Below are 21,750 nucleotides of genomic sequence, written 5' to 3'. Positions count from 1 at the left end.
GCAAAAACAGCCGCATGCATCATGCACACGACTGTTTGTTTGTTCTTATCACAAGGGTAAATGTGTAATTGTAACGACGGCGGAGCGTGGTTTTTTGTCTCCAAACTTATGCTGCCATTGACTAGTAGGCTTGTCTGTTCCTGCACCAGTTGAGCCAGGATGGTTAACGGATAAGAATACAGTATCCTGCAATTCGGTGAAGGAAACGCCACTAAGCGCAGCTTCCGTTGGGGCAGAAGCGAATTGTTTCGTTTTATTAGCGACACCTGATCGGTGGATGAGATACATCCCGTTATTTTTAAATTCGGACCAAGCACCGGAATTTAATTGGTCAGGAGCAACGTCCGAACCGACCCATAGGTTACTATTTTTATCAAAGGCTAAACTCGCAGGTGAACTAAAACCGCTTTGTCGTCCGCCTGTAAGAAACGTTTCAAATTCAAAGTTTGTGTTGCCATTTTCTTTTAGACGGATAATCTGACCATGAAGGTTGCCGCGGCTAGTATTCTGTGTATAGGCTATATAAACAGATTTATCTACGGGATGAAGGGTAAGCTCAGAAGGCCGATCACATGGAGTAGCTCCTATAATTTGTGCTGCTTCATTGGCATAGGTAAGTATATCGCTTTGGGATGTAAATTGCGCTTGCAGGACTTCTTTGGATTTATACATAGACTCAGGGACTTGATAGGTAAAGCTTTTCAGCATTTTGCTGACATTCGATAGGGAAAGTTCTATCCAACGGCCCTGTATGAAGTCTGCAGCATATAAATTACCTTCAGTTAAAAGATTTTCGTTATCTTGATCTTCGTTCCATTGGTCCTTACTTACAAATTTGTATACAAATCCGTTTGGCGAGTCTTCACCCATGTAAACAACGACTTGATTGTTCGTGTTCAAGGACATAGCTGCACTGCCGTGATGAAATCTACCAAGAGCTGTATGTTTAACAGGTTTTTTCTGTTCATTGAAAGGGTCAATCTCGACGATCCAGCCGTAATGAGACAGTGCTAGACCGGCATCACGACAAGTGGTTTCAATATGATTTTCGCAAGCAAGCTGCGTGTTCCATAAGGTTTTGGAGCCTCCACGGTTACCGAATATTCCTTGGACGCGCGTTGCACCATGAACAGATGAGGTTCCTCGAACGGGTCCTGTTAACTCGATCGGAGATAAGCCTGAGATCCGTCGTGCAAGGGAGGAATCGTCAACAAGTTTCCACGAACCGAAGGTATCTTTCTTGAGATGTAACAAGGAGCCACCTTGCTCGTAAAGCAGCTGTTTCTGTTGTTCCCATACGATAGGTTTAGAACGATCTATTTGCCAAGGATACGGACCTGATTCATGATTGACCCATAGCAAGGCTTCATTATTTGAATGAGGCAGTGGGTAAAAGGAGGTGTAGCAGCTGTTAAAGCCAAAGGTATCACCATTTTTGTTGATTTTATCCCCGTATGCCGCTATGACCTGATAGGAGTATCCATTACTTAATAGAAGTTGATCCGCATCAGCTGCTGTATGTAAGGTAGGGTTGAATACTTCTGGCAACTGCTCGTAGGCATCATTGTCCTCTGAAGCACTTGCTTTCTGAGTGAATGCTGCGAGACCTGTATAGGTGGAAGCAACTGAAACTGCACTTAAGCCTAAATACTGCAAAAAATGTCGCCGCGAAAATGTTTTTTTCGAGTCCATGACTGTCCTCCCGACTTGAATGAGCTTATTATAGTAATAACATACCATAAAATAAAAAATATGCATGTATTATTACCTAAATTTTGCTAGAATAATAGAGAATATTGTCGAAATTTTCTGGTTGGAAGATTGGTATGGAAGATTATCGAATTTATATATTTTTACGTTTAATTTGCATGCAACCGTCTATTCAAAATTAGGAGGATACATTTAATGGCCTATGTTGGTGAAATTCGTATGTTTGGAGGCAATTTTGCTCCTGTTGGATGGATGTTTTGTAGTGGGCAGATACTTCCTATTTCACAATATGAGAGTTTGTTTTCTTTACTAGGAACGACTTATGGCGGAGATGGAGTTAGTACATTTGCATTGCCCAATTTGCAGAGCAGGGTACCGCTACATGTAGGGGATGAGGCAACATTTGGTGAACAAGGTGGTGTGGAAGAGGTTACGCTAACCGTAAATCAAATTCCTGCTCATTCACATGCTTTTGGTGTATCGTCCAAATTTGGAAGTACGAACACACCTGAGGGGACTGTCCTAGCGAGATCAACGCTCAATCAATTCACGGATAGCGTTGGGACGGCGCAAACTACAGGGATCCTCGGAAGTACTGGTGGAAGTGGGGCGCATTCTAATATTCAGCCATATTTGGCTATCAATTATATTATTTGTGTGGAGGGGGACTATCCTAGCATAGAAGGAGGCATGTATGATGAGGAGTATTTGGCTGAAATACGTTGGGTTGCGTTTAATTTTGTGCCACGTGGCTGGGCACTATGTAACGGTCAAACACTTCCCATTGCTCAGAATCAAGCACTTTTCGCTTTAATGGGGACAACTTATGGCGGAAATGGACAATCGACATTTGCTTTACCTAATTTACAGAATAGAATCCCCATTCATATGGGGGAGGGGTTTACAATTGGTGAGTCGGGCGGAGAGAAAATCCATACATTAACTACAAATGAAATGCCGGCCCACATGCATTCACTTAGGGCAAGTTTAAACACAGCGGATTCCAAAAATCTCGCAAATCATACATTTGGTATGACCACTACGAGCTCGTATGGGTATATCGCGGATAATACATCTAACAGCTCCATGGTTGCTTATATAGGCGGGGGGCAACCACATGAGAATAGACAGCCGTTCCTTTGTCTGAATGCAATTATCGCAACTGAGGGGATTTTCCCTAGTAGAAATTAAGGAGAGATTTTATGGATCAATTTCTTGGAGAAATTCGCATTTTCCCGTTTAATTTCGCTCCTACAGGGTGGGTGCAGTGCAACGGCCAAATACTACCTATTCAGCAATATGCAGCATTATTTTCACTGTTAGGCACTATGTATGGAGGAAACGGTTCTACTAACTTCGCGCTTCCGGATTTACAAGGAAGAGTTCCCTTACACCCTGGACAAGGAGCTGGTTTATCACAGTACGATATCGGTCAGTCAGCTGGTGAGAAAACAGTCACATTACTACCTTCGGAAATACCAGCTCACACTCATGCGATTCAATATGGCACATCTGGTTTCGCACAGGAATCACCTACTGGCCAACTATTGATGGATATTCAAGGTAGACGTGGGGCAGCAGCGTATACAGAAATGACTAACTTGAAGCCAATGGGAGCACAAGCCGTTGCTCCAACTGGAAATAGCCAGCCTCATAATAATATGCAACCGTATCTGACTCTTAATTTTTGTATTGCTACGCAAGGAATATTTCCATCACGATATTAAATAGCTTGTTTTATTGTTTTTTAAATGAGGGAGAGGGGGCGAGGAAGTGGCGTTCGGTCGCAAGGAACCACTGGCTTTTAAGAAATTTAATAGGAGTATGTTAGTTTTTTTTCTAATGTTGGTTGCCATTGTTGGCGTTTGGTTTAGCTTTGTTGGGTCAGCTAAAGCTGCTACCACATTTACAGTAAATACAACGATGGACGTTGTAGATGCTAATCCTGGAAACGGGATTTGTAATGATGGCAATGGAGACTGCTCGATCAGAGCAGCTTTAATGGAAGCAAATGCGTTGGCAGGTACTGATACGATCACGATACCGCCTGGCACATATACGTTGAATTCAACGCTCGGGCAGTTGGTGATAAATAGCGACGTCATTTTAGATGGGAATCTAGGTAATCCTGCTAATACGATTATTCAAGCAGCAAGCAATGCTGCGTCTGCAACGAATCGTGTATTGTCCATTAATCCAAATGTCAGTACTCCTGGATATGATGTCAAGATTCAAGGACTCACGATTCGTTATGGAAAGGCCCCGATTGGATACGGAGGGGGCGGAATAGATGGAGACGCGGGAACCCGTACGATTGAGATAGCTCATTCGATCATTGAGGATAACCACACGTCTGGAGTTGGTTTCGGAGGTGGCGCTTATTTATCGGGTGCAGCAGGTGGGACAGTTAAACTAAATGATGTTATTTTTCGGAATAACGAAGCTGGAGTTTCTAGTTCTTCGTCCTATAGTTCGCAAGGCGGAGGAGTATTTTTGCAGGGGGATATGAACCTGGATCTGGTTAATGTTACCGTTACAAACAATACCTCTTATGGACTTGGGGGTGGTATGGCGATAACTCCGGAGACTACAACCTCGCGGATAGTTACTATCACGAATGGTTCGTTCACTGGGAATAGGGCAGCCAGTAAAGCATCCGGAGCAGGCTCTGAGGGGCAAGCTGGAGGTATATATCTCGGTGTACCAGTAAACATTTCCAATACAATGATTTCGAATAATACCGCTGGCGGGGACGGTGGAGGACTGGTACTTGATCATTATTTTGGAAAAGTAAACTTGAGTAACGTGACGCTTACAGATAATACGGCCGTTCGTGGCGGAGCTATTTATGTAAGTGGTTCATCAATTCCTAGTATGCTTAATGATGTTGTGATGAGTGGAAATACTGGCGGAAATCTTACGATTAATCCAGACAAACAAGATTTGCAAGTAGCCATAGCGCCAGCGTCTGGGTCAAACGGAACTTTTTCACCAGGGAAAACGGGAGCACATTATACGGTTACGGTTTATAATTCCGGGACGCCACCCGTGAGTGGTCCAGTGACTACGGTAGTTACGTTGCCAACAGGATTGACACCAACAGCAATGAGTGGGATTGGATGGTCTTGTACTTATACTACAGGGACTTGTTCACGATCCGATATTCCGCAAGGTCAATCTGCGTATCCACCAATTGATTTGACTGTGAATGTTGCAGCAAATGCAGCCCGCACATTAACAAGTTCGGTAACAGTATCTGGTGGCACGGAGATGTATACTTCAAATAATAGTGCGTCATATGCTACAACCGTTGTGAGTAATGATTCCCTGTTAAGTAATTTAACAGTTTCTAAAGGCATATTAGCACCAGCTTTCGACGCAGGTAAAAGGGCATACACAGTAAGCCTTCCTTATGTGGACGACACTTTGAAAGTTATGCCAACTGTTCATGAGTCACATGCAACAGTGACAGTTAACAATAGTTCAGTTGAAAGTGGAACTTTGAGCGAATCTATTTCTCTTCTGGTAGGTAATACAGACATTAATATTACTGTGAGAGCAGAAGATGGAACAACTACTACGACTGTAATTACCGTGAATCGTGCTTTACCTAATGTTAGTAGTATTGCAGTGTCAGGTGCTAACGATGCAACATCTGTTATCATTGGAAGCACGTTGCAAATGAGTGCCTTTGTTTCACCAGGGAACGCTGGTGACAAATCAATATCCTGGAGTATTGACGCTAGTACAGGCAATGCGAGTATTAGTTCTGAAGGATTATTGACTGGAACAGCGTTAGGTGAAGTGCTTGTCAAGGCGACAGCCAATGATGGTTCTGGCATAGTGGGGACGAAGAGTATTACGATTGCACCTAAAAAAGTTACAAGTATAGATGTAATGAGTCAAGGAGAGGCATCAAGCGTTCAAAATGGAGAACAGCTGCAATTGAGTGCGTTGGTATATCCTACGGATGCAACGAATCGTACCGTAGTATGGAGCGTTGTGCCAGGTACAGGTGATGCAGAGATAGACGAGTCGACCGGTTTATTGACAGGAACAGCGGTAGGAGAAGTGCTAGTCAAAGCTGCTGCTACGGATGAATCAGGTATCGTTGGTACCATGAACATTGAGATTACAAAGATTCCTGTTATTAGCATAGAGGTAATAAGTGAAAGCGAAACAACAAACGTGCGAAATGGAAAAACGCTGCAATTGAGAGCGATGGTATCACCGGATAATGCGACGGATGCTTCTGTAACTTGGAGTGTAGAACGAGAAGGTACAGGTGATGCAAGTATAGACTCATCTGGCGTACTTACGGGGACAGCGGTAGGTACAGTCATAGCTATCGCAACGGCGAATGATAACCCTGAAATTATTGGGACGTTGGAAGTTACAATTGAAGCGATACCTGTCACAGAGATTATTGTGACAAGTGCAAATAATGTAACAAGCATTTCAAACGGAAGCCTACTACAGATGAGTGCATCTGTTTTACCCGAAAACGCAACGAATAAATCTGTAACTTGGAGCGTGGAACAGGGTTCAGAGTATGCAACAATAGACGAGTCGACCGGTTTATTGACAGGAACAGCGGTAGGAGAAGTGCTAGTCAAGGCTGCTGCTACGGATGAATCAGGTATCGTAGGTACCATGAACATTGAGATTACAAAGATTCCTGTTATTAGCATAGAGGTAATAAGTGAAAGCGAAACAACAAACGTGCGAAATGGAAAAACGCTGCAATTGAGAGCGTTGGTATCACCGAATAATGCGACGAATCGTACCGTAGAGTGGAGCGTTGTGCCAGGTACAGGTGATGCAAGTATAGACTCATCAGGCGTACTTACGGGGGCAGCGGTAGGTACAGTCACCGTTACAGCAACGGCGAATGATAACCCAGAAGTTGTAGGAACGTTGGAAGTTACAATTGAAGCGATACCTGTCACGGGTATCGTGGTAACGAGTGAAAGAGAGTCAGCAAGCGTATCAAATGGAAAAACACTTCAAATGTTTGCGTTGGTATCGCCGGATGATGCGACAGATCGTACTGTAGAGTGGAGCGTTGTGCCAGGTACAGGTAATGCAAGTATAGACTCATCAGGCGTACTTCTGGGGGCAGCGGTAGGTACAGTCACCGTTACAGCAACGGCGAATGATAACCCAGATATCATTGGGACGATGGAAGTTACAATCGCACCAATACTGGTTACAAGCATCGACGTGAGTAGCGCAAACAATATTACTAGCGTTCCAAATGGAAGCACACTTCAAATGAGTGCAAAAGTGTTACCAGGAAATGCAACAAATGATTCCGTAACATGGAGTGTTGAAGCAGGCACAGGAACAGCAACGATCAGTCCGTTTGGTTTATTGACGGGAACAGCGGTAGGAGATGTCGTCGTCAAGGCAACAGCAAATGATCTATCCGGCGTAGTAGGAACGAAGACTATTACGATCGCTGCGATCCCAGTCACAAGTATCGTCGTGACAGGCGCAGATGGAGCTGCAAGTGTTTCGAACGGAAGCTCATTACAAATGAGTGCAGCGGTACTACCTGAGAATGCAACGAACACTTCCGTAACATGGAGCGTAGAAGCAGGTACAGGAACAGCAACGATCAGTTCGTCAGGTTTATTGACGGGAACAGCGGTAGGAGATGTCGTCGTCAAGGCAACAGCAAATGATCTATCCGGCGTAGTAGGAAGGAAGACTATTACGATCGCTGCGATCCCAGTCACAAGTATCGTCGTGACAGGCGCAGATGGAGCTGCAAGTGTTTCGAACGGAAGCTCATTGCAAATGAGTGCAGCGGTTCTACCTGAGAACGCGACGGACACTTCCGTAACTTGGAGCGTTGAAGCAGGCACAGGAACAGCAACGATCAGTTCGTCAGGTTTATTGACGGGAACAGCGGTAGGAGATGTCGTCGTCAAGGCAACAGCAAATGATCTATCCGGCGTAGTAGGAACGAAGACTATTACGATCGCTGCGATCCCAGTCACAAGTATCGTCGTGACAGGCGCAGATGGAGCTGCAAGTGTTTCGAACGGAAGCTCATTACAAATGAGTGCAGCGGTACTACCTGAGAATGCAACGAACACTTCCGTAACATGGAGCGTAGAAGCAGGTACAGGAACAGCAACGATCAGTTCGTCAGGTTTATTGACGGGAACAGCGGTAGGAGATGTCGTCGTCAAGGCAACAGCAAATGATCTATCCGGCGTAGTAGGAAGGAAGACTATTACGATCGCTGCGATCCCAGTCACAAGTATCGTCGTGACAGGCGCAGATGGAGCTGCAAGTGTTTCGAACGGAAGCTCATTGCAAATGAGTGCAGCGGTTCTACCTGAGAACGCGACGGACACTTCCGTAACTTGGAGCGTTGAAGCAGGCACAGGAACAGCAACGATCAGTTCGTCAGGTTTATTGACAGGAACAGCCGTAGGAGATGTCGTCGTCAAGGCAACAGCAAATGATCTATCCGGCGTAGTAGGAACGAAGACTATTACGATCGCTGCGATCCCAGTCACAAGTATCGTCGTGACAGGCGCAGATGGAGCTGCAAGTGTTTCGAACGGAAGCTCATTACAAATGAGTGCAGCGGTACTACCTGAGAATGCAACGAACACTTCCGTAACATGGAGCGTAGAAGCAGGTACAGGAACAGCAACGATCAGTTCGTCAGGTTTATTGACGGGAACAGCGGTAGGAGATGTCGTCGTCAAGGCAACAGCAAATGATCTATCCGGCGTAGTAGGAAGGAAGACTATTACGATCGCTGCGATCCCAGTCACAAGTATCGTCGTGACAGGCGCAGATGGAGCTGCAAGTGTTTCGAACGGAAGCTCATTGCAAATGAGTGCAGCGGTACTACCTGAGAACGCAACGAACACTTCCGTAACATGGAGCGTAGAAGCAGGCACAGGAACAGCAACGATCAGTTCGTCAGGTTTATTGACGGGAACAGCGGTAGGAGATGTCGTCGTCAAGGCAACAGCAAATGATCTATCCGGCGTAGTAGGAAGGAAGACTATTACGATCGCTGCGATCCCAGTCACAAGTATCGTCGTGACAGGCGCAGATGGAGCTGCAAGTGTTTCGAACGGAAGCTCATTGCAAATGAGTGCAGCGGTTCTACCTGAGAACGCGACGGACACTTCCGTAACTTGGAGCGTTGAAGCAGGCACAGGAACAGCAACGATCAGTTCGTCAGGTTTATTGACAGGAACAGCCGTAGGAGATGTCGTCGTCAAGGCAACAGCAAATGATCTATCCGGCGTAGTAGGAACGAAGACTATTACGATCGCTGCGATCCCAGTCACAAGTATCGTCGTGACAGGCGCAGATGGAGCTGCAAGTGTTTCGAACGGAAGCTCATTACAAATGAGTGCAGCGGTACTACCTGAGAATGCAACGAACACTTCCGTAACATGGAGCGTAGAAGCAGGTACAGGAACAGCAACGATCAGTTCGTCAGGTTTATTGACGGGAACAGCGGTAGGAGATGTCGTCGTCAAGGCAACAGCAAATGATCTATCCGGCGTAGTAGGAAGGAAGACTATTACGATCGCTGCGATCCCAGTCACAAGTATCGTCGTGACAGGCGCAGATGGAGCTGCAAGTGTTTCGAACGGAAGCTCATTGCAAATGAGTGCAGCGGTTCTACCTGAGAACGCGACGGACACTTCCGTAACTTGGAGCGTTGAAGCAGGCACAGGAACAGCAACGATCAGTTCGTCAGGTTTATTGACAGGAACAGCCGTAGGAGATGTCGTCGTCAAGGCAACAGCAAATGATCTATCCGGCGTAGTAGGAACGAAGACTATTACGATCGCTGCGATCCCAGTCACAAGTATCGTCGTGACAGGCGCAGATGGAGCTGCAAGTGTTTCGAACGGAAGCTCATTACAAATGAGTGCAGCGGTACTACCTGAGAATGCAACGAACACTTCCGTAACATGGAGCGTAGAAGCAGGTACAGGAACAGCAACGATCAGTTCGTCAGGTTTATTGACGGGAACAGCGGTAGGAGATGTCGTCGTCAAGGCAACAGCAAATGATCTATCCGGCGTAGTAGGAAGGAAGACTATTACGATCGCTGCGATCCCAGTCACAAGTATCGTCGTGACAGGCGCAGATGGAGCTGCAAGTGTTTCGAACGGAAGCTCATTGCAAATGAGTGCAGCGGTACTACCTGAGAACGCAACGAACACTTCCGTAACATGGAGCGTAGAAGCAGGCACAGGAACAGCAACGATCAGTTCGTCAGGTTTATTGACGGGAACAGCGGTAGGAGATGTCGTCGTCAAGGCAACAGCAAATGATCTATCCGGCGTAGTAGGAAGGAAGACTATTACGATCGCTGCGATCCCAGTCACAAGTATCGTCGTGACAGGCGCAGATGGAGCTGCAACTGTTTCGAACGGAAGCTCATTGCAAATGAGTGCAGCGGTACTACCTGAGAACGCGACGGACACTTCCGTAACTTGGAGCGTTGAAGCAGGCACAGGAACAGCAACGATCAGTCCATCTGGTTTATTGACGGGAACAGCGGTAGGAGATATCGTCGTCAAGGCAACAGCAAATGATCTATCCGGCGTAGTGGGAAGGAAGACTATTACGATCGCTGCAATCCCAGTTACAAGTATCGTCGTGACAGGCGCAGATGGAGCTGCAAGTGTTTCGAACGGAAGCTCTTTGCAAATGAGTGCAGCGGTACTACCTGAGAACGCAACGGACACTTCCGTAACTTGGAGCGTTGAAGCAGGCACAGGAACAGCAACGATCAGTCCGTTTGGTTTATTGACGGGAACAGCGGTAGGAGATGTTGTCGTCAAGGCAACAGCAAATGATCTATCCGGCGCAGTAGGAAGGAAGACTATTACGATTGCATCGATCCCAGTCACAAGTATCGTCGTGACAGGCGCAGATGGAGCTGCAAGTGTTTCGAACGGAAGCTCATTGCAAATGAATGCAGCGGTATTACCTGAGAATGCAACGAATACTTCCGTAACATGGAGCGTAGAAGCAGGTACAGGAACAGCAACGATCAGTCCATCTGGTTTATTGACGGGAACAGCGGTAGGAGATGTCGTCGTCAAGGTAACAGCAAATGATCTATCCGGCGTAGTAGGAACGAAGACTATTACGATTGCATCGATCCCAGTCACAAGTATCGTCGTGACAGGCGCAGATGGAGCTGCAAGTGTTTCGAACGGAAGCTCATTGCAAATGAGTGCAGCGGTACTACCTGAGAACGCGACGGACACTTCCGTAACTTGGAGCGTTGAAGCAGGCACAGGAACAGCAACGATCAGTCCATCTGGTTTATTGACGGGAACAGCGGTAGGAGATGTTGTCGTCAAGGCAACAGCAAATGATCTATCCGGCGCAGTAGGAAGGAAGACTATTACGATTGCAGCGATCCCAGTTGCAAGTATTGTCGTGACAGGCGCAGATGGAGCTGGAAACGTTTCGAACGGAAGCTCATTGCAAATGAGTGCAGCGGTTCTACCTGAGAACGCAACGAACACTTCCGTAACATGGAGCGTAGAAGCAGGCACAGGAACAGCAACGATCAGTTCGTCAGGTTTATTGACAGGAACAGCGGTAGGAGATGTCGTCGTCAAGGCAACAGCAAATGATCTATCCGGCGTAGTAGGAACGAAGACTGTTACGATCGCTGCGATCCCAGTCACAAGTATCGTCGTGACAGGCGCAGATGGAGCTGGAAACGTTTCGAACGGAAGCTCATTGCAAATGAGTGCAGCGGTTCTACCTGAGAACGCGACGGACACTTCCGTAACATGGAGTGTTGAAGCAGGCACAGGAACTGCAACGATCAGTTCGTCTGGAGTATTGACAGGAACAGCCGTAGGTACGGTGACGGTCAAAGCTACCGCCAAAGATGGTTCGAATATTGTTGGTAGCAAAAGTATTACGATTGCAGCGGTACCAGTCACAGAGATCATCGTCTCAGGTGCAAATAGTGTGACAAGTATTACATATGGTAGCCCGTTGCAAATGAATGCGACGGTATTACCACAAAATGCAACGAATCAATCCGTAACATGGAGCGTTGAAGCAGGCACAGGAAATGCAGCAATTGACGAGACAACCGGCATACTTAGGGGAACAGAAGTAGGTACTGTCACAGTCAAAGCCACAGCCAAAGATACTTCCGGCATTGTGGGAACGAAGAACATCACGATTGCTGCTTTACTTGTCAATAGTATAGTTGTGACTGGAGCCGACGATGCCACGACGGTAACCAATGGAAACTCTTTGCAGATGAGCGCAGCTGTATGGCCAGAGAATGCATCAAATACCGATGTAGCTTGGAGTGTGGTCGCAAATACAGGTAAAGCGACGATCAACGCAACGGGGTTATTGACTGCTACACAAGTAGGTACAGTTACGGTAATTGCAACAGCAGTGGATGGATCAGGGACTAGAGGAAGTAAGACAATCACAATTGCTGCAATTCCTATTAGTCAAATTGAAGTTAAAGGAGCAGGCAACCTAACTTCAGTAGTTGCAGGGAATACGCTGCAAATGATTGCAAATGTACTACCTGAAAACGCGACTAACGCATCAGTAACATGGAGTGTATATGGGAATTCAGGAGCATCAACCATCAGTGATTTAGGTGTGTTATATGCTATTGAACCAGGTATTGTTACGGTTACAGCGACAGCAACTGACGGTTCAGGTATCAAAGGTAGCACAGCTATCTCAATAACGCCGGTACCAGAAGTACCTGTTATGACGATTAGTATCTCTGTAAAAGAAACCTCCAATAGAGATGCGGTAGTTATAGGTGGAACACTACAGTTGGAAGCATCCGTCTTACCTTTGAACGTAACGAATTCTTCAGTGACCTGGCATGTTTATGGGAACGGAAATGGGAATACGGGAAATGCCTTAATTAGTCAAAGTGGCTTGTTAACAGCAACTGGCATTGGGACGGTTACGGTTGAGGCAAGAGCAAATGACGGGTCTGGCATTGTTGGGAAAAAAGTTATCACGATCACGTCAGATGCGCCTCAGATTAAACTAAGCCCAATTTCAACCAAAGTACAAGGTGAAGTAGTTGAATTAAGAGGGATGACCAATCTGAATGGATTGACAATTACAATCCTGGCCCCTAACGACAGTGTTTTAACTAGCTTCAATGATGTATCTGTAACTAATGGTACCTTCTTTGATTCAAGGTTCATTTTGCCTCAAAATGCTGAACCAGGGATGTATACAGTCATCGCTAATAATGGAATAATTTCCACAGAAATGAGTTTTGCAGTTATTCCTATTTCTACTTTCGAGTTACTGGATCATGATCACGATGGTCGTATTCAAATTGATGATCTTGTTATTTTTATTAGTTCCAATAGTCCAACGCGAGATTTCAATCTGGATGGTAGAATCGATCGGAATGATATTACGTTCATACTGAGTCTGATTTCTTCAATGATAGATTAGATTTGGATAAGCCCCGAAAAGGGGCTTATTTTTTTGCGTAGAGATCTGACAAATGATATCGATAATTAGTGGTTTATTTTGACAAACTATTTACTTTATTAATAGGGGGATGTGATATGATAGTAGGTATAAAGTCGCATATTTGCACCGGGGGGTCTAGTACTGGCTTTATTTTAGAAATAAGTATGTCAGAGAGTTTTAATAGCTTTGGAGGGGAAATAATCATGCGTTCCACGTTAAAAAAAGGAATGGTTATCCTATTTGTATGGATGATGGTATTGGTTGGAACGATCGGGATATTTGGTGGGAGCAGTAATGTAGCCGCGGCGGGTAACGATTGGGTATACTGTGCTGGTGAAGGGGCAGAATGTCACTTTACAGGAGAGAAATTAGTGCGATACGGGGTTAATGCCAATTTTGTATATGCTAGATTCATCGATGGAGTGGCATGTAACACGGGGACTTTTAGGCAAGGTGATCCTGCACCAGGGGTAGTTAAACTATGTGAGTATCTGGATGAATTTGCAGGAGGAAACGGAACGCAGCAACAACCTTATGAAATTTCAACTGCTGAGCAACTTGATAAAGTAAGGAATAATTTGCAGCCGGGTCTATATTTTAAACTGAGCAATGATATTAATTTAAATGTTAGTCCATACAACGAGGGGGACGGTTGGCTGCCGATAGGCAGTGATGGCTCAGCTTTTCGAGGAAATATAGACGGCAATGGTCACATAATCAGGGGACTTACCATTAATAGGTCAGGTGATAGTTTTGTTGGTTTATTTGGTCAACTAGAATCAGGTAGTACGGTTACGAATATGAGATTGGAAAATGTAAATATAACGGGTAATTGGGTTGTTGGTGGTTTGGCTGGACACAATAGGTTCGGCTCCATTAGCAACAGCTATGTTACTGGATCTATAAATGGCAATCATGCTATTGGCGGATTGGTTGGATTTAATGATGGAACGATCACCACTAGCTACGCGGCTGCTGATGTAAATGGAAATTATGAGATTGGCGGTTTGGTTGGCGTTAATATGAATGGAACAATCACTACTTGCTACACCACAGGGACTGTGAGTGGAACTAATCAAGCAGGTGGTTTGGTGGGTGTGAACAATAGGATTATCGCCAACAGCTATTACAACAATGGTTCTACGCACCAAGATGATACAGGGAAAGGCACTGGTTTAACGGATAGTGAAATGAGAGTGAGAGCTAACTTTATGGGTTGGGATTTTGCATCAGATTGGTATCAACTTCCGAATGAATATCCTCAACTATGGGCTTTCACAAAGCTGACCAAGGGTACGAACCCAGGAACGGCGAAGCTGTATAATACCGAAAACGGTATGGCGTATGCGATTAATGGTTTGAATTATGTTCCAATAACGGGTACATCGGTCGATAATATTAACGTAAATGTAGGGGATACGATTAGTATCCGTATTGCAAATGTTGTAGGAAACATTAAAACTATTCAGGTAAAGCTAACAGACATTAATTCACCATCTAGCAATGCCCTGTTGTCTAATCTAACTATAACTCAAGGTACGTTAACACCAGGGTTTGAGTCATCGCAAGTGGACTATGTAGTAGAAGTGCCCAATGAGGTTGTAACACTTCAAATCGTGCTCGCCCCGGCAGATTCCTACCAAACGATTACGATAACGGGTGCAGTATATAATATGCTTGCAGATCAAGCTTACACCTATGATGTAGCGAAACTAGTTGAAGGAATGAATACGATTCAAATTACGGTAACCGCACAGGATGGCAGCACACAAAATTACCAAGTATTCGTAAATCGTATGCCCATCGTGTTGGCAGATTTAAATAATGACGAAGTATGCGATATGGTTGATGTCCTTTTGACAATGCAACAAAGAACTGATTTAAGTAGAGGACAAATTGAACAGTTACTGCAACAGATAGATCCTTATTTTATCGTGTGGGATTAATATAATAGTACTTTTGTAGGAAGAGACATCCAGTGGGGTGTCTCTTTTTCCATGCCAAAAACCCACCAAAATAGTTTAGATTAACCGGGGGTTTTTCTAAGTCTATTTTAGGGGGCATAGGTTTTATTAGCTATGGCTTTATATTAAGCATTCGAACAATGGCTGTAACGGCTTCCGCTCTAGTAGCAAGCATAGATGAGGCGAAGTTATTGCCTATGGTGCCGCCAAGTAGATTGTTTTTGCTAGAAATGACTGCTGCTGGCTTAGCCCAATCTGGAATGTCGGCATCATCGGAATAGCCTGTTGGGATACCTGCCATTAGGGGGAGACCCAAGGCTTTGACGACCATGGAAATCATTTCTGCATGGGTAATGTTGGCTGTCGGTCGGAATGTGCCATCGGGATAGCCACTGATCAGGCCAAGCTGAACGGCTTGTTTGACTGATTTTACCGCCCAATCTTCTACCAGGTTCGTATCCGTAAAAGTGAGCGGTACACCGTCTGAATTAGGTTTCAAACCATTCATTAACATAACAGTAAACTCAGAACGTGTAACGCTAGCATTCGGTTTGAATGAGAAGTCCGGATAACCGCTTGCAATTTTTCGTTCGTAGGCTGTATTAATTTCAGGACTTGCCCAATGTCCTTTCGTGTCTGTAAAGGGACTTGTATCTGCGGTTGTAGTCGTTGCAGGGCCTGTTACTTCTGTGACAGTAATTTTGCTCTGCGTAGATAAGCCATCTCCGGAAGTTGCAGTAATTGTTACTGTACCGGGGATGAGTGCACTGACTTGCCCGTTGCTGTCCACTGCTGCAATGTTTGGATTACTGCTCTTCCAAGTTGTTTTGAGATTGGATGCATAACTGGGTGAAATCGCGGCGCTGAGTGAGACTCGTTCTCCAGCTCGAAGGTTGAGTGTGGTTTTATTTAACGTTATGGCTGTTACAGGAACTTTGAGCGCGTACATGTACAAAACAAACAGGTCTAATAAGCCCTCGGACTTAATTTCATCCGGATCGGCAAATATCGTAGATACTTCGTAGAGGGTCCCATCATGTCCAATGAATAACGGTAAAATTTCGTTTGTGGCAATCTTGTATTGCCATTGGATGGTACCGGCTGGGTTAAGCGCGTAAATGGCTTTATTTGCCGATGAGTTGGTATAAATAAGTCCATTAGGCCCGATAAGTGGTGGGGTGATCGTGCCGCCTGCAGCGAATTGCCATTTTATCGTTCCACTAGGTAATAGTGCGTTGAGCTTTCCATCTTCTGATCCGAAATAAACACTTCCGTCTTGACCGACAGATGGCGCATATATGATGCTGCCTTGATCGAATTCCCATTGTTTAGTCCCGTTAGGTGAAACGGCATAAAGCTTATGATCATCAGATCCAACATAAATGGTACCATCTAACCCGATAGTAGGTGTTGATGTTGCTAGCCCGCCTATTGGAAATGTCCATTTCTTTGTCCCATTTGGCTTGAGCGCGTAAAGTGATTTGGTACCCATGGTTGCATAAATGGTGCCATCAGGGCCAAGATCCAGCTTCGCTTGGTCTTTAACCTCCAGATCGAACCACCAGATTTCTGTGCCATCTACAGGATTTAGAGCATGTAGAATGCCATCTTTAGATGCGACATAAATCGTTCCGTCCACCCCAAAAATCGGTACAGATGCGACTTGATCGCCTGTTGTGAAAGTCCATTTCAATGAACCATCTGCTCGAAATGCCATCAGCTTGCCTGGCTCGTTGGCTCGGCCAGTACCGACATAGATGGTGCCATCCTTATCAATGGCAGGTGATGTTAAGATCTGTTCATTGATTGCAATTCGCCATTTTTTCGTCCCGTCAGGCGAATGTGCCGCAATCCCGTTTCCAGCCAGTATTGTAAAAGTGAAATAAATGGTATCGTCAGCACCAACGGTGGGAGTACCGATATACGATAATGCGATTGTCGGAGCTTTCCATTTTAATTGTACGAAGCTAGAATTCTGAAAAATTATGAGGTCCTTGATGTTAGGATTAAGGTTCGTAATCGGCGTAATCGTCTGCACAGGATCTATCGTGAGTTGAGCTGAAACAGGTAAGGCAGTCGACCCGAAACTCATGAAAAATACGAGTAAACCGCCTATGAAACGTACATTCTTCAAGTGGACACTCTCCCTTTATTTTACAAATATTAAATTGATTATTTCATGTCGATGAGGATTATTCAATATGAACATATTCAAGGAAGTTATTCCGTACAGGCACTTCTAGGCTCTAACCCACATAGACTAATACTAATCTAAACAGCGGAGGCTACCGAAGCCAACATGCTCCGCAATACGCTCAAGGGGGTAGCTGGAATGCCAGGATTGTTTGGTACGATTGCCATGTTGATTAAGCAGCTTACATTGCTTGTGTCCTACGTCAAGAACAACGCGTTTCCACAACCACTTACCGAGGCAGAAGAAGAATTACATTTGCGTCAAATGGCAGAAGGTAATGAGCACTCCAGAAATAAGCTGATTGAGCATAACTTAAGACTTGTGGCACATATAGTGAAAAAATTCGACAATACGGGGGAAGATTTGGAAGATTTGATCTCCATCGGGACGATTGGGCTAATCAAAGCCATCGAGTCTTTCTCGCCGAATAAGGGCACAAAGCTGGCGACTTTTGCAGCACGTTGTATTGAAAATGAGATCTTAATGCATCTGCGCTCCTTGAAGAAAACGCGGAAAGATGTATCCTTGCATGATCCCATCGGAACGGATAAAGAGGGGAATGAAATTACGCTGATTGATATCCTTGGCAGCGAGGCTGACGACGTGGTGGATGCAGTACAGTTAAAGATCGAGAAGTCGAAAATTTATCGCAATTTGGAAATTTTGGACGACCGCGAGAAGGAAGTTGTCGTTGGTCGGTTTGGTTTGGAGCTTGGCGGTGAAGAGCGGACGCAGCGGGAGATTGCTAAGGAACTGGGGATTTCGCGTTCGTATGTATCGCGGATTGAGAAGCGGGCGTTAATGAAGCTTTATCATGAATTTTATAAGGCGAAGCGGTAAAAGAATTGATTTCATTTGAATTAGTACACATTGATTTAAATCGCATTCTTCATTCATTTGGCATCAAATAATGGAGGCGAAGACAATGACAGCCTTAATTCAAATTGAGCATGTAAGCAAATTTTATCATATGGGCGGGGAGACAATCCGCGCCCTAGACGATATTTCTTTAGACATCGCGCAGGGCGAATTTGTTGCTATTATGGGGCCTTCGGGCTCAGGAAAGTCCACGCTGATGAACATCATCGGCTGTTTGGACGTTTCGGATGAAGGTCTGTATGTGCTCGATGGGAAGCAGATTCACTCGCTGAAGGATTCACAATTGGCCGAGATTCGGAATCGGAAGATCGGGTTTGTTTTTCAGAGCTTTAACCTGCTGCCGAGGTTAAGTGCGTATGAGAATGTGGAGTTACCGTTGATTTATCGGGGGTTGTCGAGGAAACAGCGAGAGCCTCTGGTGCTTCAAGCATTGGAAGCGGTTGATCTGCTGGATCGTCGGAAGCATTTTCCGTCGGAGTTATCTGGTGGTCAACAGCAACGTGTAGCAATTGCACGGACGTTGGCGGGCAATCCGCCGATTATTTTGGCGGATGAGCCGACGGGGGCGTTGGACTCGAAGACAGGTGTGGAGATCATGGATATTTTCAGGCTGCTGAATGAGCAGGGGCGGACGATTATTGTGATTACGCATGATCGGCAGGTTGCGGAGCAGGCGAGACGGGTTGTGAGGTTTAGGGATGGGCATTTGTTGTAAGAAACATACAGGAATAAAGAAATGGATTGCTCATTTTAAAGCAGTCCATTTTTTTGTTGATACAAGCTTATGCCAGCAGTTTATTTAGTTTATTTGAATGTACACCTTGTCTGTTACCACTTGTACAGGATAGGTAGTCAATCGCTCACATGCTGGCCTCTTTTTGGCCTGACCAGTCGTATAGTCGAATCGGCCATTGTGCTTCGGACACTCAATCCAATGACCAATGACGAGTCCATTAGCGAGATGCACCTTCTCGTGTGTGCAAAAGCCATCAGTCGCATAATAGCCATTGTCCTGTGAGCGATAAATGGCAAAGGTTCGGTTCTCGTAATCGAACCGAATCACATCCTCTTGCTCAATGTCATTCACTGTACATGCTTCAATCCAACCTTCTAATTGCATGTTAATTCCCTCCCGATAATTTCCGCCTCTGTTGGAGTAGACTTCGCTAATCCATACTTGTAAGGCTGCGCTGTGACTGGAAGAATACGCTGAATTGTATACCCAGGATCTTTGCCTTGACGAATCAAGGCATCCGTTACTTCCTTGACTGCCTCCCACACACTTCGATTCGGCAGAGGAAAGTCTTTCTTGAGTTCTTCGTGCAGCAGAGGCAGTGCATGATAAGGCACCATAGGAAACATGTGGTGTTCAATATGGTAATTCATATTCCAATACAGAAATCTGAAAATGGGATTCATATAGATTGTCCGTGAATTCAAGCGGTGGTCTAAAACATCTTCATGTAAACCGAGGTGTTGTAATAGACCGAAAGTCAGCATTAATGCAGCACCGTAAAAAGAAGGAAGGACAATGAACATTGCAGGTAAAATACTTCCAGTGAAGATACAAAGTCCAATGACAATTAAGAATATGAGGACATAGACACGAGCTTCCCAGAACGTTTTACGAAATTCAGATGGTGGTAAATAAGTTCGTTGTTCCTCATCCACAATCCCAAAGCAATGAAAGAACATGCGCTTCATATCCTTGGGTCCGCCGTATAAATGTAGAAATTCCATGCCAATAATACGCCACACAGGTGGACGTGGTTGAGCGATCTCTGGATCTAGACCAACAATGTATGTGTCGGTGTGATGCCGCGTGTGACTCCAACGCCAAGGCGTAGCGGGACGCAGTACCATGAAGGATGCGAGTTGATAGATAAGCTCATTCATCCATGAAGTTTTGAATGCTGTTCCGTGACCACATTCGTGCCACCGCGAATCACCTGGAGAGGAGTAGAGGATGCCATATAGGAAAAATGCAGGGAGTGCCCACCAGGTGCCCCACGAATGATAGGCTAATATTCCCATAGCAGTCAGGAGAGCGAACCAGATGAGTGTATCCCGAATCGCAGGTCCATCTCGGCGCTGCATAAGTTCCTTGAGTCGTTTGCGAGGGATGGGACTGCTGTACCATTCTGCTGAAGATAGTCCTTTTTCAATGGCACGTTCTCGTTCTGGTCCTGTAAGACGGTAATCTCTTGGGTAACTTGTCTGAATACTCATGATAATCTCCTCCACTATAAGGTGGTTGCCATAATCGTGTGCGAAGAACGTCGCTCAACAAACCGGGTATCGACCCTGATTTTGGATGTTATTTCTAGCCCTACTTCGATAGATTCAATAACTAAATCTACGGCTAATTGAGCCATTCGCTGTTTCTCAACATGGATAGTTGTTAACTCAGGTGAAATGATTTGTGATTCTGTAATGTTATCAAATCCAATAACGGAAACTTCCTCAGGTATCCGAATACCAAGCTCAGTTAACGTCTTCATTGCACTAATAGCGATATAATCACATTCGCAAAAAAGAGCAGTCGGCAGGTTACGACCTGTATCCAAGTAAGATTTGATTTGGGCTTTCAGATTATCCTGTGATGAAAGCATTGTCGGTGCCACAGAAAAGTAGTGTTCTGGATTGATCTGCCTATCATATGCCTTCAGTGCTTCTTGAAAACCTTCTTTTCGCTCCTCGAAGTTATGGATATGAACATTCGAAGCTATATATCCGATTTCACGATGCCCCAATTTGCATAAGTGAGCCCCCGCTTGATAAGCACCCATCCTATTATTGATCCCGACAAAATGAACAGGTAATGTATCAAAACAGTTGTCAAGTACGACAAGTCGAGGGCTTAGCCGATTTGCGATTTCCAATATATCAACTGAGGTTAGGTTTGTACCAAGAACAATGACACCATCACTTTGATTATCCTCAGAAAACGTCCGAATTTCTTGTTCAAAGTTGGCCATATTGATTGTTGAAAAAAGTAAGGAGTAACCTTTGGCGCGACATCGTTCTTCGATGAAATGAATCAACTCTCGAAAGAAAGGTTGTTGGTAGTACGCTTCGAGGACGATCCCTGAATTCGTAAACACTAAAAATGTTAAGGATTTCACAGAGCCTTCATTTGCTGATAATCTCGGCTTGGGTGCATAGCCGTTTTCTCGAGCGATTTCAAGAACACGCTCTCGAGTTTCATTGCTAATTCCAGGTTTCCCACTAAGAGCAAACGAAACAGCTGATTTGGACACGCCTGCTAGTTTAGCGATGTCTTCCATTTTCATATTAATTAATCCCCATTCGCTAAAGTTGTTTAGTTAGTTTAGTTTATAACAGATTGAAATTTTGTACAATAGGTGAATAGCATGTAACTAAAAATTATATAAAAATAAACTAAAATTAAACTAAAATTGTGATTGACGCGTTAAAAACGCCGTGTTAGATTTGTTTTACATCATATTTAATTAAATATTCACTAAACAAATTAAGGTG

11 protein-coding genes are annotated in these 21,750 nt (G+C 44.9%); 6 read left to right on the top strand and 5 right to left on the bottom strand.

Going from position 1 to position 21,750, the window contains the following annotated elements; translation table 11 throughout:
• Positions 1–48 precede the first annotated feature (48 nt).
• A complete protein-coding gene (locus tag ACSQ8O_RS20085; protein ID WP_436243106.1) occupies positions 49–1,692 on the bottom strand; it encodes a PhoX family protein in 1,644 nt (547 codons plus the stop codon).
• A 213-nt stretch (positions 1,693–1,905) separates the two neighbouring features.
• On the opposite strand from ACSQ8O_RS20085, the gene ACSQ8O_RS20080 reads away from it, so the two are divergent.
• From ACSQ8O_RS20080 to ACSQ8O_RS20065, 4 genes are all read left to right on the top strand, one after another.
• On the top strand, positions 1,906–2,901 hold the full coding sequence (locus ACSQ8O_RS20080) for a phage tail protein (RefSeq protein ID WP_436243105.1): 996 nt from the start codon (positions 1,906–1,908) through the stop codon (positions 2,899–2,901).
• A gap of 11 nt (positions 2,902–2,912) precedes the next feature.
• Positions 2,913–3,437 carry a phage tail protein gene (locus tag ACSQ8O_RS20075; RefSeq protein WP_056620745.1) on the top strand — a complete coding sequence of 175 codons (525 nt, stop codon included), beginning with the start codon at positions 2,913–2,915 and terminating at the stop codon, positions 3,435–3,437.
• A gap of 46 nt (positions 3,438–3,483) precedes the next feature.
• Positions 3,484–13,191, top strand: a complete 9,708-nt coding sequence (locus tag ACSQ8O_RS20070) for an Ig-like domain-containing protein (protein WP_436243104.1) — start codon at positions 3,484–3,486, stop codon at positions 13,189–13,191.
• Positions 13,192–13,415: 224 nt separating this feature from the next.
• Positions 13,416–15,158: a cadherin-like beta sandwich domain-containing protein gene (locus tag ACSQ8O_RS20065; RefSeq protein ID WP_436243103.1), complete on the top strand. Its 1,743-nt coding sequence runs from the start codon at positions 13,416–13,418 to the stop codon at positions 15,156–15,158.
• A 130-nt stretch (positions 15,159–15,288) separates the two neighbouring features.
• Here the strand turns inward: ACSQ8O_RS20065 and ACSQ8O_RS20060 are convergent, their stop codons facing one another.
• Positions 15,289–17,310: an S-layer homology domain-containing protein gene (locus ACSQ8O_RS20060; protein WP_436243102.1), complete on the bottom strand. Its 2,022-nt coding sequence runs from the start codon at positions 17,308–17,310 to the stop codon at positions 15,289–15,291.
• Positions 17,311–17,508: 198 nt separating this feature from the next.
• On the opposite strand from ACSQ8O_RS20060, the gene sigK reads away from it, so the two are divergent.
• The gene (gene sigK, locus ACSQ8O_RS20055) at positions 17,509–18,210 is read left to right on the top strand and encodes an RNA polymerase sporulation sigma factor SigK (RefSeq protein WP_436243101.1); all 702 of its coding nucleotides are present in this window, start codon (positions 17,509–17,511) and stop codon (positions 18,208–18,210) included.
• A gap of 85 nt (positions 18,211–18,295) precedes the next feature.
• A complete protein-coding gene (locus ACSQ8O_RS20050; RefSeq protein WP_436243100.1) occupies positions 18,296–18,964 on the top strand; it encodes an ABC transporter ATP-binding protein in 669 nt (222 codons plus the stop codon).
• Between the two features lie 84 nt (positions 18,965–19,048).
• On the opposite strand, the gene ACSQ8O_RS20045 is transcribed toward ACSQ8O_RS20050, so the two are convergent.
• Genes ACSQ8O_RS20045 through ACSQ8O_RS20035 form a run of 3 tightly spaced genes read right to left on the bottom strand, consistent with a single transcriptional unit; the run spans position 19,049 to position 21,542 of the window.
• Complete coding sequence (locus ACSQ8O_RS20045; protein WP_436243099.1) at positions 19,049–19,369, bottom strand: MocE family 2Fe-2S type ferredoxin; 321 nt, start codon at positions 19,367–19,369, stop codon at positions 19,049–19,051.
• Positions 19,360–20,478, bottom strand: coding sequence for a fatty acid desaturase family protein (locus tag ACSQ8O_RS20040; protein WP_436243098.1), 1,119 nt, complete (start codon positions 20,476–20,478; stop codon positions 19,360–19,362). Before ACSQ8O_RS20040 ends, ACSQ8O_RS20045 begins: the two co-directional genes overlap by 10 nt.
• A gap of 14 nt (positions 20,479–20,492) precedes the next feature.
• Entirely contained in the window at positions 20,493–21,542 is a 1,050-nt protein-coding gene (locus tag ACSQ8O_RS20035) for a LacI family DNA-binding transcriptional regulator (protein WP_436243097.1), read from the bottom strand.
• Between the last annotated feature and the right edge of the window lie 208 nt (positions 21,543–21,750).

This window comes from Paenibacillus sp. LjRoot56 (assembly GCF_964253335.1).
Taxonomy (GTDB): Bacteria; Bacillota; Bacilli; order Paenibacillales; family NBRC-103111; genus Paenibacillus_E; species Paenibacillus_E allorhizoplanae.
This window is presented reverse-complemented; position numbering and strand designations above follow the sequence as displayed.

Excerpts from the sequence above, each read along its gene's own strand:
- ACSQ8O_RS20085 (WP_436243106.1), bottom strand. The coding sequence starts at position 1,692 with ATGGACTCGAAAAAAACATTTTCGCGGCGACATTTTTTGCAGTATTTA.
- ACSQ8O_RS20080 (WP_436243105.1), top strand. The coding sequence starts at position 1,906 with ATGGCCTATGTTGGTGAAATTCGTATGTTTGGAGGCAATTTTGCTCCT.
- ACSQ8O_RS20075 (WP_056620745.1), top strand. The coding sequence starts at position 2,913 with ATGGATCAATTTCTTGGAGAAATTCGCATTTTCCCGTTTAATTTCGCT.
- ACSQ8O_RS20065 (WP_436243103.1), top strand. The coding sequence starts at position 13,416 with ATGCGTTCCACGTTAAAAAAAGGAATGGTTATCCTATTTGTATGGATG.
- sigK (WP_436243101.1), top strand. The coding sequence starts at position 17,509 with ATGCCAGGATTGTTTGGTACGATTGCCATGTTGATTAAGCAGCTTACA.
- ACSQ8O_RS20050 (WP_436243100.1), top strand. The coding sequence starts at position 18,296 with ATGACAGCCTTAATTCAAATTGAGCATGTAAGCAAATTTTATCATATG.
- ACSQ8O_RS20045 (WP_436243099.1), bottom strand. The coding sequence starts at position 19,369 with ATGCAATTAGAAGGTTGGATTGAAGCATGTACAGTGAATGACATTGAG.
- ACSQ8O_RS20040 (WP_436243098.1), bottom strand. The coding sequence starts at position 20,478 with ATGAGTATTCAGACAAGTTACCCAAGAGATTACCGTCTTACAGGACCA.
- ACSQ8O_RS20035 (WP_436243097.1), bottom strand. The coding sequence starts at position 21,542 with ATGAAAATGGAAGACATCGCTAAACTAGCAGGCGTGTCCAAATCAGCT.